13 protein-coding genes and 2 pseudogenes are annotated in these 13,882 nt (G+C 62.4%); 6 read left to right on the top strand and 9 right to left on the bottom strand.

The genetic code is table 11. The annotated features are described in order from the left end of the window. Positions 1 to 78 precede the first annotated feature (78 nt). The 4 genes and pseudogenes from B9A97_RS15495 to B9A97_RS30165 all read right to left on the bottom strand — a co-directional run. Positions 79 to 831, bottom strand: coding sequence for a MetQ/NlpA family ABC transporter substrate-binding protein (locus B9A97_RS15495; protein ID WP_084366250.1), 753 nt, complete (start codon positions 829 to 831; stop codon positions 79 to 81). Between the two features lie 153 nt (positions 832 to 984). After that, positions 985 to 2,046 (bottom strand): FAD-binding oxidoreductase, encoded by a 1,062-nt coding sequence (locus B9A97_RS15485; protein WP_244564250.1) that lies wholly within the window; start codon positions 2,044 to 2,046, stop codon positions 985 to 987. A 59-nt stretch (positions 2,047 to 2,105) separates the two neighbouring features. Next, on the bottom strand, positions 2,106 to 2,930 hold the full coding sequence (locus B9A97_RS15480) for an aminotransferase class I/II-fold pyridoxal phosphate-dependent enzyme (protein ID WP_244564245.1): 825 nt from the start codon (positions 2,928 to 2,930) through the stop codon (positions 2,106 to 2,108). Between the two features lie 172 nt (positions 2,931 to 3,102). Beyond that, a pseudogene (locus tag B9A97_RS30165) lies at positions 3,103 to 3,312 on the bottom strand (LysE family translocator); the annotation flags it as partial. 8 nt (positions 3,313 to 3,320) lie between these two features. On the opposite strand from B9A97_RS30165, the pseudogene B9A97_RS29415 reads away from it, so the two are divergent. Both B9A97_RS29415 and B9A97_RS15470 read left to right on the top strand, forming a co-directional pair. Beyond that, positions 3,321 to 3,482, top strand: a pseudogene (locus tag B9A97_RS29415) (mandelate racemase/muconate lactonizing enzyme family protein); the annotation flags it as partial. A gap of 116 nt (positions 3,483 to 3,598) precedes the next feature. Beyond that, a complete protein-coding gene (locus B9A97_RS15470; protein WP_084366248.1) occupies positions 3,599 to 4,000 on the top strand; it encodes a response regulator in 402 nt (133 codons plus the stop codon). A 66-nt stretch (positions 4,001 to 4,066) separates the two neighbouring features. Here the strand turns inward: B9A97_RS15470 and B9A97_RS15465 are convergent, their stop codons facing one another. Continuing rightward, entirely contained in the window at positions 4,067 to 5,485 is a 1,419-nt protein-coding gene (locus B9A97_RS15465) for a sensor histidine kinase (protein WP_244564249.1), read from the bottom strand. A 5-nt stretch (positions 5,486 to 5,490) separates the two neighbouring features. Continuing rightward, positions 5,491 to 6,168 (bottom strand): response regulator transcription factor, encoded by a 678-nt coding sequence (locus B9A97_RS15460; protein WP_084366247.1) that lies wholly within the window; start codon positions 6,166 to 6,168, stop codon positions 5,491 to 5,493. An 83-nt stretch (positions 6,169 to 6,251) separates the two neighbouring features. Here B9A97_RS15460 and B9A97_RS15455 point away from each other — a divergent pair, with 83 nt between their 5' ends. The 4 genes from B9A97_RS15455 to B9A97_RS15440 all read left to right on the top strand — a co-directional run bounded on the left by B9A97_RS15455 (position 6,252) and on the right by B9A97_RS15440 (position 10,526). After that, positions 6,252 to 7,319 (top strand): ABC transporter substrate-binding protein, encoded by a 1,068-nt coding sequence (locus tag B9A97_RS15455; RefSeq protein WP_084366246.1) that lies wholly within the window; start codon positions 6,252 to 6,254, stop codon positions 7,317 to 7,319. Between the two features lie 247 nt (positions 7,320 to 7,566). Continuing rightward, the gene (locus B9A97_RS15450; protein ID WP_084366245.1) at positions 7,567 to 8,511 is read left to right on the top strand and encodes a Bug family tripartite tricarboxylate transporter substrate binding protein; all 945 of its coding nucleotides are present in this window, start codon (positions 7,567 to 7,569) and stop codon (positions 8,509 to 8,511) included. Further along, positions 8,511 to 8,996, top strand: coding sequence for a tripartite tricarboxylate transporter TctB family protein (locus B9A97_RS15445; RefSeq protein WP_084366296.1), 486 nt, complete (start codon positions 8,511 to 8,513; stop codon positions 8,994 to 8,996). The genes B9A97_RS15450 and B9A97_RS15445 overlap by 1 nt, the downstream gene beginning before the upstream one ends. A gap of 12 nt (positions 8,997 to 9,008) precedes the next feature. Beyond that, positions 9,009 to 10,526, top strand: a complete 1,518-nt coding sequence (locus B9A97_RS15440; protein ID WP_084366244.1) for a tripartite tricarboxylate transporter permease — start codon at positions 9,009 to 9,011, stop codon at positions 10,524 to 10,526. A 292-nt stretch (positions 10,527 to 10,818) separates the two neighbouring features. Here B9A97_RS15440 and B9A97_RS15435 read toward each other — a convergent pair whose 3' ends face one another. The 3 genes from B9A97_RS15435 to B9A97_RS15425 are packed head-to-tail and all read right to left on the bottom strand — an operon-like array spanning position 10,819 to position 13,681. Continuing rightward, the gene (locus B9A97_RS15435; protein WP_244564244.1) at positions 10,819 to 12,132 is read right to left on the bottom strand and encodes an ABC1 kinase family protein; all 1,314 of its coding nucleotides are present in this window, start codon (positions 12,130 to 12,132) and stop codon (positions 10,819 to 10,821) included. Next, a complete protein-coding gene (locus B9A97_RS15430; protein ID WP_084366243.1) occupies positions 12,129 to 12,476 on the bottom strand; it encodes a thiol-disulfide oxidoreductase DCC family protein in 348 nt (115 codons plus the stop codon). The genes B9A97_RS15435 and B9A97_RS15430 overlap by 4 nt, the downstream gene beginning before the upstream one ends. Next, complete coding sequence (locus B9A97_RS15425) at positions 12,473 to 13,681, bottom strand: FAD-binding domain-containing protein (RefSeq protein WP_244564243.1); 1,209 nt, start codon at positions 13,679 to 13,681, stop codon at positions 12,473 to 12,475. The genes B9A97_RS15430 and B9A97_RS15425 overlap by 4 nt, the downstream gene beginning before the upstream one ends. Positions 13,682 to 13,882: the final 201 nt, after the last annotated feature.

The following is a 13,882-nucleotide window of genomic DNA, read 5'->3' as shown; positions in this document are numbered from 1 at the left end:
ACGGCCTTTGCCAGCACCTCCGACGGAGCCGACGCCTGCCTTGCCTGTCCGGCGGGATCGAGGGCGAGAAAGCTCATCTTACCAACCCGCGACAATATTGCCTGAGAAGGTCTTCTCGATGAAGGCCTTCACTTCCGGCGACTTGTAGGATTCCACCAGGGTCTTTACCCAGGGCGCATCCTTGTTCATTTCTGCCACGGCGATCAGGCAGAAGTATTCCGACAGCTTGTCCTCGATCAGGATGCCATCCTTGCTGGGATTAAGGCCGGCCGAGAGGGCGAAGTGGGAGGTGATGACCGAGAAGTCGACGTCTTCCAGCGAGCGGGGAAGCTGTGCCGTCTCGAGCGGCAGGATCTTGATCTTCTTCGGGTTGTCGATGATGTCGAGTTCTGTCGCGTTGAACGTCAGGCCGGGCGTGAGCTTGATCAGGCCGCCGGCTTCGAGAAGCTTCAGGGCACGGCCGAGATTGCTCGGATCGTTCGGGATAGTCACCTGCGCGCCTTCCGGCAGTTCCGCGACAGACTTGTACTTGCGCGAATAGCCAGCCATCGGCAGGAGCACGGTCCGGCCGCCAACGGCAACCAGGTTGAGGCCCCGATCGGCATTCTGGCGGTTGAGATAGGGCGTGTGCTGGAAGCCGTTGGCATCAAGGTCGCCGTCATTGGTCGCGGGATCGATCAGTGCGCCATCGGAGAATTCGATCACCTGGATGTCGAGGCCATTGGCTTTGGCGACCGGCACGATCGCCTCGGCGATCTGTGCATGCGGGCCGGCCGTGACGCCGAACTTGATGGTTCGCGCGAATGCCAGGGTGTGGCTGGCGACCAGCACCTACGCTGCAGCCAGGGTGTTGAGAAAAATGGAAGTCAGGCGCATGCGATCGTTTTTCCGGTTTGTTTGATAGGGTTCATCCCTGGAGGTCTGGGAGCACCTTGCGGGGATTGAGGATGTTGTGGGGATCGAGGGTGGCCTTGATGGCGTGCATCAGGCGAATGGCTTCGATCCCGTGTTCGCCGCTGGCCGTACCACCGACCGCGAGCGCCCGCCGACGATGCGGTCGGCGTAATAGGCAACCTCCTCCTCTTCATCGTCTGCCAGGATGAAGACGCAGTGGAAGTTGCCGTCGCCGACATGGCCGACGATGTAGGCCGGAATGGCGGATGCGGACACGTCCTCGCGCGTTTCCAGGATCACCTCGGCAAGCCTGGAGATCGGCACGCAGACGTCGCTGGGCCACGAATTGGCGCCGGGTCGTTCCGCCCTGGCCCAGGCGAGGCAGTCACGCCTTGTGGTCCAGAGCAGGTTGGTCTCGGCCCATACGAGCGGTGTGCCGCCGAAATCCTCGACAAGCCCGCCGATGGTTGCCGCCAGTCCCTCGATCTTGCTCGCATAGCCATGAAACTCGAAGAACAATGTCGGGAGGGGTGGGAGCGACAGCGCACCACGGCGGTTGATGACTTCGACCAGGGGCTGGTCGAGAAGTTCGACGCGCCCGATCGCAAGGCCGGCCTTCTTGATCGCGGTGACCACTTCGACCGCGCCTGCGAGTGTCGCAAAGCTTGCATGCGCGGATTTGGCGTCAGGCAATGGATGCAGCCGCAGCGTCACTTCCGTTACGATGCCAAGCGTTCCTTCCGAGCCGACAAAGAGACGGGTGAGGTCGTAACCGGACGACGATTTTCGCGCAAGGGTGCCGGTGCGGACGACTTCGCCCGTTCCCGTCACGACTGTCAGCCCAGGGACATTTTCACGCATGACGCCATAGCGCACCGCGTTCGTGCCGCTGGCGCCGGTCGATGCCATGCCTCCGATCGAGGCATCGGCGCCCGGATCGACCGGAAAGAAGAGGCCGGCATCCCTGAGTTGACGATTGAGTTCCAGGCGACGCACGCCTGCACCGACCCGCGCGATCATATCGTCGGGCCTGATTTCGATGATGGAGTCCAGCCGGCTGGTGTCGACCGATATCGCGCCTGTTTCCGGTATTGCCCCACCTTCCAGGCCGGAGCCGGCGCCGAACGGCGTGATCGGGATGCCATAGCGGATGGCGATCCGGACGATTGTTGCGACATCCTCGGTGTTTGCCGTGTAGGCGACGATGCCCGTCAGCCGCCGAACCCTGCTTGGCGCAGACCCGAGACGAGCAAATCGCGGCGGTTGGCGAGCGTCTTGCGAAGGTTCAGGAAATAGCTGTCCGGCAGGTTCAGTCCCACAGCCACGGCCGATTGCAATGCCGGCGGCGTGGTAAACGTGACAAATTGGTGTGCGCGGGCAATCGGTTGCAGCAGATGGGCTTCTGCCGTGACGTAGCCGACCTTCCAGCCGGTCAGGGAGAAGCTCTTGCCCGCCGAGCCTATACGCACCACGCGGTCACGTATGGCATCCAGCCCAAAGAAGGAGTGGACCGGACGATCGTCGAAGACCAGATGCTCATAGACCTCGTCGGCAACGATCACCAGGTCGTGCTTTATCGCGATGTCGGCGATGAGTTGTCGCTCCTCGGCGGTGAAGATCTTGCCGATCGGGTTCATGGGCGTGTTGACGACGATGAGCCTGGTGCGGTTTGTAACCGCGGCACGCAGCCTCTCGGGATCAATGGCCCAATCCGGCGGAGAGAGGCGAATGGGCACGACATGTCCGCCGGCCCTGCGGATGAGGGTCGCATAGGCATCATAGACAGGCTCGATCAGGATGACTTCGTCACCCGGCTGAAGCAGGGCCAGAAAGGTATCCGCCAGCGCTTCGGTTGCGCCTGAGGTTACCAACACCTCGCGCTCCCAATCGACAGATGGACCGAGGAAACGACGCGAATTTTCCGCCCACACGGACTGGGCGCCCTTTTGCCAGTCTTCAAAGGCTTCGGGTTTCAGGAGCGTGCCGCCATTTGCCAGGGCGGTCTCGACCGACTTGGCTTCGTCTGCAACGATCAACTGGTTGAAATAGGGGTCGGTTCCGATTGGGGGCGAAATGACACTCTAGATGTTCAGTCCCGGGAACCGCCTGCAGAAGACGAAGCCTCTTCTGGGTCGTTTGCGGGAGGGGGCGAAATACTGCCGTGAGCCTTCCGCAGGACCGGTCCGACTTGGTCGGATGTGGATGCTGTTAGTTTCTGGCTCCCAAAGCAAGGCGGCAGGCCAATCCTGCGAAGACTGTCGCGAGAAGATACTGCGGCAGTTTCCTAAACCTGACCAAACTGGTGACACGAGTGCGGATATGCCCGCTCAGCAGGACAACAGAGCGATTTACGACAAAGCCGAGTCCGTTCAGCACGGTAGCCAAAACCAACATTTGAACGGTCAGAGATCGCGCCTCCGGGTGTCGGACTATGGTTCCACTCCAACATGAAGGACAGCGTTGAAGGCTTCCACTACGGCGTTTCCCGGAAAAAGGCCGGCTATCACGGCGCGATGAAGGAGGTGCTGGGCGATAAGGTCAGCCTGGCGCTTGACATGCTGACCGGCGTCTACGTGCCCTGGGTCAACTAGCGAGCCCGGATCGTTGGCATTTTATTAAGTTTGTTGGCAAAGACTGGTCGGCAGGGGGCGATCTATGTCGGGACAGGCGAGTTGTACTCATGCCTGTGGAACGGAGACGGCCCATGTACCAGAGTACCGTGCTTATCGTTGAAGACGAACCTTTGATCAGGATGATGCTCGCCGATGTCCTTGTGGACGAGGGCTACCGGGTGGTCGAAGCGGGACATGCTATGGCAGCCATCGCGGTCCTGGCAGCTCAAGACATCGACGCGGTTATCACCGACATCGATATGCCGGGTGCCCTCGGCGGGCTTGACCTCGCGCAGCACATATCCGCATGCAGAAGAAGGCTCCCCGTGATTGTGACGTCAGGTGGACACAAGATCAGCGCGGCGGAGCTTCCAGGCCTCGCTCGGTTCATCCCGAAACCATACGAACCCGAGCGGATTCTCCGGACCCTGCTGGAGCTCATGGCCCCACAGCCTGCAAACGCCACAAGTTTTCGTGAGGTTGGAGCGGCATAGCGAATGCGGCTCTGTCAGTGCCACCGTCGAAGCTAGCGCTGGACGCCATGATAGGCGTAATGAACTCTAGGATTGGGCTGTCAACGGGCCTTGTTCGACAGAAGGAAAGAGCACGGTGACCTTGAGTCCCCGGTCGTTGATACCCGAACCCAGGGTGACCCGGGCCTGATAAAGACCGGCGATTTCTTCCACGATCGGCAGTCCCAGCCCGCTGCCGCCCGAGCCTGATCGCTCGCCGCGTGCAAAACGGGTCAGCAGCGCCGCGCGGCGATCCGGCGGGATGCCGGGACCGTCGTCCTCCACCTCAAGCCGAATTCCGTGTTCGGCGCGCAATGTTCGCACGGTCACCACAGAGCCCCGGCCGGCATAGGCGATGGAATTCTCGATCAGGTTGCGCAACAATTCGCCAACCAGCAGGGGTTCGGCCCGCACGGCTGCTTCGCCAGCCCCCTCGAAGCCGAGATCGATGCCAGCGTCCGCGGCTAACGGCACATGATCGGCGACCACCTGCTGCGCCTCCCGCGTCAGGTCCATGGCGGCCAGGGCGTGTTGCGTGCCCGAGGCAGCGGCGTCGAGCCGCGCCAGGGTGAGCAGTTGTGCAAGAATGCGCTCGGCATGTCCCACCGCCTCGTCACCCTTGCGGATCGCGTCGCGCGCCTCGTCAAGCGATCCGGCACGCATCGCCAGCGCCAGCTGGGTCCGGACGACGGCAAGCGGCGTGCGAAGCTGGTGGCTGGCATTGCCCGTGAAATGCCGCAGGCCGTCCAGCGCACCCTCAAGCCGCATCATGAAGGAATTGACGGTGACAACCAGGCTTTCGACCTCTCGTGGGACAGCCTGGTCGATCGGGTGCAGGTCATCGGGATTGCGCTCCGAAATGGCCTCGCCGAGCCGATGCAGCGGCCGCAGGGAGATGGTGACCGCCACCCAGACGATAACAGCGGCACCCACGATCATCATCGCCAGTCGCACGGCGGAGCGCAGCAGGATCGCCTGGGCCAGTTGCCGGCGCGCAATCGTCGTCTCCGCGATCGTCACCACGAAGGGGACCGAATTGATGCCCGTCGAGGCTGACCGCTGCAGGGCGGCGATACGGATTGGTTCGCCGCGAAAAACGGCGTCTTCGAAGGCCGTGGGCTGTGGTCCCGTTGAGGTTATCACGGGCAGCGCCTGATATCCGGTTATGAACGTGCCCGGCGGTCCGTCAACACGGTAGAAGACCCGGTCCTGCGCCGCAGATGTCAGCATTTCCAGCGCCACATAGGGGATATCGACCTCGAGTGTCCCGTCCTCGGCGACCACCACGCGCTCCGCGATGGCGAGCGCCGAGCCGACCAGCACGCGATCCGACACCACGTCGGCGGTCTTGACCGCCTCTCGCCAGGTATCGACAAGAGCGACCATACCGATCACCGCCGTGGCGATCAGCAGCCAGGCGAGCAGCCGCCGCCGCAGCGAATAGGCGACGCGCGCCGTCGGCATCATCGCCATCATGCACCGTCTTCGCCGCGGTCGAGATAGTAGCCGATTCCCCTGGCGGTCCGCACCGTCAGGCCATGGGGCGCCAGGCGCCGGCGCAGGCGACTGACATATTGCTCGATCGCATTGGCGCTCAGTTCGTCATCAAAACCCGTCACAGATTGCATAATGGATTCCTTGGACACGACCTTGCCGGCCCTGAGGAACAGGGTTTCCAGCAGCGCCAGTTCCCGGGCAGGGATATCGATCGGCGCACCGCTGGACGAAAAGCTGCGCGAGACAAGATCGAGCGTCACCCGTCCGAAGGTTACCACCGAGGCCCTCTGTCCCGCCTGCCGCCGCAGCAGGACCCGGATCCGGGCTTCCAGCTCGGACACGTCAAAGGGTTTGGTCAGGTAGTCATCAGCGCCGAGGTCTAGCCCCTTGACGCGCTCTTCCGGGGAGCCTCGTGCGGTGAGGATCAGCACCGCCGTTCGGTTCTGCCGGCCGCGGATTGCGCGCAGCACATCCAATCCGTCGAGTTCGGGAAGATTGAGGTCGAGCACGACCAGGTCGAAGTTTTCCGTGGCAATCGCCGCCAGTGCCGAGGTTCCGTCCGCCACCGCGTCGACCGCATAGCCGCTGCCACGCAGGATGGCGAGCAGTCCCTCGCTTAGCGCATCATTGTCCTCGACCAGCAGCAGGCGCAACGATCATCCCTCCGATCCCACTGTCGATCTTAGGCATCTCGGCGGCGCTTGTGAACATCGAAGCATCAAGTCATTATCCCCCGATGTGGACTATTCGTGCTCTTGTGACCTTTCTCGTGATCGCAACGCCTGCCGTGGCGGAGCCTGTGCTCTATCCGGCGGTGTCGGGAAAGCCGGATGCGGCGGTTCTGGTCATCTATTCCTCGCTGGACGAACCGCTGGCCCGGCCGATGATCACCAGCTTCCAGGCGGCGAATGTCGACATAGCGGTGCAGTACGAGGACATGCTGACCGGCGAGATCTACGATCGGATCGTGCGGGAAACCGATCTCGGGCAAAAAACTGCCGACTTCGCCTTTTCCTCCGCCATGGACCTGCAGGTCAAGCTCAGCAATGACGGCTATGCCCAGCGCAGCGACCTGCCGATGAGCGACCGCTGGCCCGGCTGGGCCAACTGGCGCAATACCGCCTATGCGCTGACCTTCGAGCCCGCCGTCTTCGTTTATCACAAGCCAAGCTTTGCCAACCGTCCGCCACCGTCCACGCGCTCCGAATTCGTCGAATACCTGAACGAGCAGGGTGACAAGGTCTATGGCCGCATCGGCACCTATGACATCGAACGGTCCGGTGTCGGGTTTCTGTTCATGGCTCGCGACCAGGAACAGTTTGGCGATATCTGGACGGTCATCCGCGCCATGGGTACTGCCGGCGTGAAGCTCTATTCCACGAGCCAGGCCATTCTGGAGCGGGTGTCGGACGGTCGCTTCGTGCTGGGCTACAACATCCTCGGCTCCTACGCCGCCGACTGGGTGTCCCGCCATCCCGATGTCGGCATCATGCTGCCGAAGGACTATACGGTGGTGATGTCGCGCATCGGCCTGGTGCCTCAGGCGGCGGCCTCGCCCGATCTTGGCCGCCGTTACCTCGCATTCCTGATGTCGCGCGAAGGCCAGCAGATCATGGCGGGCAAGCTGCAGATCCCGGCGGTCAGCCCCGATGTCGCGGGCGACAACACAGCCACCAACCTCCAGGCCCTGTTCGGCGCGCAACTGAAGCCGGTTCCCGTCAGCCTCGGCCTGATGGTCTATCTCGACCAGGTCAAACGTGCCCGGCTGATCCAGCGCTGGAACGAGACGCTGCGCCTGCAGTAGGGAATCTGCACTCCCCACCGGTAAATTTGCCTTGCCGGCGCGCCGTGTCAGGTTAATGTCAGCTAAATGTGGTGCGTTGGTGTTCTCGGTGCTGCGTGGAGGCGGTACCTGGAACGGTTCGGGAGGATCTTCGACAGGTCGCATCGCCAAGCGGGCACTGCCTGCTGTGCCTGATCTATCGATCCCGTCTCTCCCTCCGGAAAACGAAGCATCCGCGTCACGGACGCGGCCTAAGGAGGATACAACCTTGAAGCAGTTCTTTCTCGCATCCCTGATCGCCGGCGCGCTGGCGGCCCCAGTCGCAGCCGCCGACTACACGATCATGGCACCGGCTGCACCTGGCGGCGGCTGGGATCAGACGGCCCGTTCCCTGCAGACCGCCCTTCAGCAGGAAAAGATTTCCGACAAGGTGCAGGTCGTCAACGTTCCCGGCGCAGGCGGCACCATCGGTCTTGCCCAGTTCGCCAGCCAGCAGAAAGGCAATCCGAACGCCCTTCTCGTCGGTGGCTACGTCATGGTCGGCGCGATCCTGACAAATAAGTCCCCCGTCACGCTGAAGGACGTCACACCGATCGCCCGCCTGACCGGCGAATATGAAGCGATCGTGGTCCCGGCCTCGTCCGATATCAAGACGATCGCCGACCTCATTGCCAAGCTCAAGGCAGATCCAGGCTCCGTTTCCTGGGGCGGCGGTTCGGCCGGCGGCACCGACCATATCACTGTTGGCCTGCTCGCGAAGGCGGCCGGCGTAGACCCGACCAAGATCAACTACATCGCCTTCTCCGGCGGTGGCGAAGCACTGGCCGCCATCCTCGGCAGCCAGGTCACGGCCGGTATTTCCAGCTACGGCGAGTTTGACGCCCAGGTGAAGGCCGGCACCCTGCGCCTGCTGGCGATCTCCAGCGAGGCAAAGATCGATGGCATCGACGCTCCGACGCTGAAGGAATCCGGTTTCGACGTCGTCGTGCAGAACTGGCGCATGGTGGCCGCAGCGCCTGGCCTGTCGGCCGAGCAAAAGGCCGGTATCCTTGCCGATATCGAGAAGCTGAATACGTCGGCGACCTGGACGGAGACGCTGAAGACCAAGGGCTGGGCAAACACCTATCTCGCTGGCCCGGCCTTTGAAGAACAGCTGGCGAAGGATATCGCCGCAACCGAAGCCGTCCTGAAGGACATTGGGCTGGTTAAATGATGTCAGAACAGCCGAAGGCTGACGCGCGCCGCCCGGATCGGGCGGCGTTTGCGATAGCAGCCGTACTTATCGCCATAGCAGCCGTCATCTTTTTCGATGTCTCCCGGCTTCGGGACATGGGCGGGTATTCCGGCATAGGTCCGGCGACCGTACCCGAGGTCATTGCCGGCGTTCTCGTCGTGCTCGCGATCTGGACTGTTATCGCCGGCCTGCGCCGAGATTTCCCGCAGCGCGAAAAACAGCAGCTTGGTCCTGTCGTGTGGATCGTCGGCGGGCTCGCCGCGCAGATGCTGCTGCTCGATGTGGCCGGCTTTTCGATTGCCACCGGCGTGCTGTTTGCAGCAACCGCTGCGGGCTTTGGTCGAGGCAAGCTCTGGATCACGGTTCCCGTGGGCATCGTTCTGTGTCTGATCGTCTGGTTGATTTTCTCCCAGCTGCTCAATCTTTCCCTCCCGGCAGGCCCGATCGAACGGCTGTTTTTGTAAGAAGGCGACATCATGAGCACGTTCGACTTTCTCCTGCAGGGGTTGGCGGCCGCTATGCAGCCGATGCACCTCTTCTACGCATTCATCGGCGTGACGCTTGGTACGATCGTCGGCGTCTTGCCGGGCATCGGTCCTGCGCTGACCGTGGCGCTGCTGTTGCCGGTCACCTACCAGCTCGATCCTGCCGGCTCGCTCATCATGTTCGCCGGTATCTATTACGGCGGCATGTATGGCGGCTCGACCACGTCAATTCTGTTGAACACCCCGGGCGAAAGCGCCTCGATCGTCACGGCGCTCGAAGGCAACAAGATGGCACGCGCCGGGCGCGGCGGTCCTGCCTTGGCCACGGCCGCCATCGGCTCTTTCGTCGCCGGCCTGATCGCGACGCTGCTGCTGGCATTCGTCGCCCCCTTTATCGTCAAGCTGGCGCTCGTCTTCGGCCCGCGCGAATATTTTGCGCTGATGGTACTCGCCTTTGTCACGGTGTCGTCGGCCTTCGGCGACAGCACCCTGCGCGGCCTCACCGCCCTGTTCGTCGGCCTCGCCTTGTCGACCATCGGCATCGATCAGCTGACGGGCCAGACGCGGCTGTCCTTCGGTGTGCCTGACCTGCTTGACGGCATCGAGGTTACCACACTCGCGGTGGCGATGTTTGCCATAGGCGAGACGCTGTTCATAGCCGCCCAAGGCAACAAAGGGCCAGAGACCATTGAGGCGGTGAAGGGCTCTATCTGGATGAGCAAGTCTGATTGGGCGCGCTCGTGGAAGCCGTGGCTGCGCGGCACGGTCCTGGGTTTCCCGATCGGCGCCATGCCGGCCGGTGGTGCGGAAATCGGTACCTTCCTGTCCTATGCCACGGAAAAACGACTTTCAAAACATCCCGAGGAATTCGGCCACGGCGCAATCGAAGGCGTCGCCGGTCCGGAAGCGGCCAACAACGCCTCCGCCGCCGGAACACTCGTGCCGCTGCTGACGCTTGGCCTGCCGACCTCTGCCACCGCCGCCATCATGCTGGCCGGCTTCCAGCAGTTCGGGCTGCAGCCGGGTCCACTGCTGTTTGCCACCAATCCGCAGCTTGTCTGGGGTCTTATCGGCAGCCTGCTGATCGCCAATGCCATGCTGCTGGTGCTCAACCTGCCGCTCGTCGGCCTCTGGGTACGGCTGCTGACGATCCCGAAGCCCTGGCTCTATGCCGGCATTCTGCTGTTTGCCACGCTCGGCACGATAGGCGCAAATCCCTCTGTGTTCGAACTTGGAATGCTGCTCGCATTCGGACTGCTGGGATATGTCATGCGCGTATTCGGCTATCCGATCGCCCCCGTGGTCGTCGGCCTGATCCTGGGTCCGCTGGCCGAACAGCAGCTGCGCCGGGCGCTGGCCATCAGCCAGGGTGATCCCAGCGTGCTGTTCACGTCACCGATTGCCGCGACGCTTCTAGCCATCGCAGCCGCCGCGCTGATCATACCGCTCATCCTGCGCGCTCGCGGTAAAGGCCAGATTCTATCCGCGGTCGCCGCAAGCGAGGACTGACATCTATAGCAGGTCGCGCCGTTTCGGTTCACGTGACCTGCTATTCCGACGTCGGAGGGCGGGGGTGATCTTGATTGACCTCCCGCGTTCGCCTTCGCCTCATGGGCGACAAAATGCAGCCATCTGTGCCATGCTCGAGGCGGTCAGCCTTCACTGAAAACGCAGTGACGGTTCGCTAGGACCATCACATAGCGGGCATTTATAGCGACAACCGGCAGATCCTGTACTTGGCTGATGCCAAACGCGTGTCATCGCGGCAGGGCTTGCCGCACCGCATGTCACACGCAGAACGTCAGCTATAGCGTGACAGCATCTGCATGAGCGGCACCCGCGCCCGCATATTGCTGCAAAGCAAGGCCATGCCGCTGATCTTGCGCTGGGTGAAGAGCGTGTCCGCAGCGGGCAGATGCCAGGTGCTGCGATCCGCCAACATGGGTGCTGCCTGGTTTCGCATCATCATGACGAGGTCTCTCTGCGCAAAATCGAAGAGCCCGTCGCGGTTTTCATGCAACTGATGCACGCCAAGACCAATTATCGTGTCCAGCGTCTTGCCATGGCGAGCGAGTTGGGTGGGTGAGACAAAGCCGGAGGCCAGCAGCGCATTCCTGATCGCCGCCAAGTCGCCTGACAGTCCCGCCTTCATGAGATTGCGGTAGATCTGCGCGGTTTCGGAATTCACCGGCCGCGTTGCACCGAAATCGAGAAGAACAATGCGACCGGTATCCCGCTGCCAGCGGTAATTGCCGAAGTTCGGATCGGTTTGCATCAATCCGAATTCAAATAGCTCCCGAAGCACGAGATCCAAAAGCGCCGTCATTGCATTATTGCGGTCGCTTTCCGATGCCCCGCTTAGGCTCTCGATCGGTGTGCCCTGCAGGAAATCCATGGGCAGGACCGTCGGGTGGAGCAAATCATCCATGGGGCTGGGGAGGACGAAGCGCGGATCGTCGGCAAGAAGCGCACCGAAGCGCCGCATCTGTTCGGCTTCGCGCAGGTAGTCGGCTTCTTCGTGAAGCTGTTGTTTTGCCGCAGCCAGATGGCGGGATATGTCCAGCCCCGGCGGCAGAAGACCCGATAGCCGCAGCAGGGTCGCCGCGTTGTCGATGTCGGCATCGATGCTGGATGCTATCCCCGGATACTGCACCTTGATCGCGAGCTCCCGACCATTCGTGAGCACGGCACGATGAACCTGGCCAATCGAGGCTGCCGCGATCGGTGTATTGTCAAACCGCAGGAAATGCCGCCGCCAGCCGGGCCCCCAGGCGGCGTTCAAGGTTTGCTGCAATTGACCTGGAGGCATGAAATGCGCGGTGTCACGCAGTTGCGCGAGGATCGCGGTCAGCTCCGGTGGCAGGAGTTCCCCGGCATCCAGCGACAGCATCTGACCCAGCTTCATGGCGGCGCCCCGCATGCGCGAGAGCTGGTCGGTGACTTTCAGGGCATTGGAGGGCGTCAAAAGCAGGTCCGAAAGATGCGGCCTCTCGCCTTGCGCCAGCCGACGAAGCCCTTCGCCCAGCATTCCGGTGGCGACACCGCCGGCAATCTGGCCAAAGGCAGCCAGCCTTCCAAGGCGGCTCTGTGGGACTGGGCGAAAGCGATCCTTCACCGGAAAAGCCTCTGCAACCGTGGCCGCAGACGCAGAAACCCCCGGTAGGTCAGCTCGAACAGTGGTGTCAGAGGCGGCCACCCGGCGACGAGACCAAGGGGACGCAGCAGCGGAATGGCGCGCCACATCGCGGCAAAGGCCGCCGCCCCCGATAGCAGCCTGCCATCTTCCTCCGCATGGAAGCGTGACAGCAGGTCGGCACGATCGACAGGGCAGGAGGTCATGGGGTCGCAGGCATCGATGAAGTGAATGGCGTGACGTCGGTCGAGCTTGCGCATCACGGCAATCTCGCGCTGGCAGAGCGGGCAGTTGCTGTCAAACCACACGGTTACCTTCTGGCTCATGTCTTGTGGTCCATGCTCTTGAGCAGCATCGGTATCTTTTCCTTCAGGGCAAAGAAGCCTTTGCGGCAATAGGGCCGTGCCCTGCTATCCCAGCCGCGCAGATGTTCGGCAAAGACAAGGCCGGACTGTTCTGTCTCCTGGCGCAGCAGAGGCAGGCGATCCGCGGTTGGGCCCACTGGGATGAAGCCGGTTACGACCTGGCGACATCCCGCAGCCTGCGCCGCAGCAAGAGCGTCCGGCGTGAAGGCACCGAGCAAGAGGCTTTCAGGCCAGAGCTGTTTCGCACGCGAGAGGGCGTCGTCGAGCGCTATAGCGTCGGCTGTCGTGTCGCCCGGCAGAATGGCAATCGCGCGGACCGCAAGGTTTTGCAGATCTTGCACGGTTTCCAGAGAGAGATCCTCGGTCGTCAGCAGCAGGAGGGTAGGCAAGGTCAAGTCAGGGGACGTGGCCGGACGGGGCAGCGTAGGGGAGGGCAGAATTATGCTATCGGCGGGAACAAGGGCGCTGCGCGCAAGACCACGCGGAGCGAACCGCCCATTGGTCATCGTCCTGATCCGCTCGGCGTCAGCGAGATAGGTCTTTCCCGCGGTGTGCAAGCCTGCGACCCAGCGCCACGACAAGGTATTGGACGCTGGGTCCGCGTCTATAAGCCGGTCCAGCATGAAGGCCGCTCCGAGCTCCCAGGGCAGGCCCAGGGTGAAGATCCAGATCGATGCGAATTGCATGCGAGCCCAGTTGTGCAGGTAGCCGGTGGCCTCGAGTTCTGCCACCCAGGCATCGAAACAGTCTATCCCGCTGCGCCCACTCACTGCCTGTTCATAGCGATCAGCCAGAAATGGATCCGTCGCAAGTCGCTGCCGTTCCCGGTCGACGGCGGTCCGATACCCCGTCCAGACAGAGGGCCTCTGCTCCAACCAACCTTTCCAGTAGGTCCGCCAGAATACCTCGCTGATGAACTTGTCCGCCTGGATCGGCCCATGCTGCGCCAGCGCCGCCGCCACCACTTCCTCTTCGCTTATAAGCCGCCGCCGCAAGGCGGCGGAGAGACGAGACACATGACCATGGCCATTCGGCCCGCCGTCGAAATTTCGCATGCGGGCATAGGCTGGCCCTGCCTTGGGCAAGAAATCCTGCAGACGTTCCAGCGCGGCCTGACGCGTCAGCGGCAAAATATGAGTGTGTGTTTGGTTGGCACCGGTGTCCAAGACGCGATCCTGCATTGTGACCGAGCTTGATACGCCATGGCTTCGCTTGCGGATCATCAACCCGGCGCGCCATTGAGCCCTATACGTCCGGCAGGCCGCTTTTTGCTAGAAGCCCGTGGCCGAGCCTGTCTTCCGCGCGCCCTCTGCCAAAAATGGCTCGATCCCGCACGTCCGGCAATTATTGCAGATTTGGAAAAGATC

The organism is Rhizobium sp. RU36D (assembly GCF_900176345.1).
In the GTDB taxonomy this organism is placed as follows: Bacteria; Pseudomonadota; Alphaproteobacteria; order Rhizobiales; family Rhizobiaceae; genus Allorhizobium.
The sequence above is the reverse complement of the archived record's forward strand: the minus strand, read 5'-3'. Positions and strand labels throughout refer to the sequence as shown.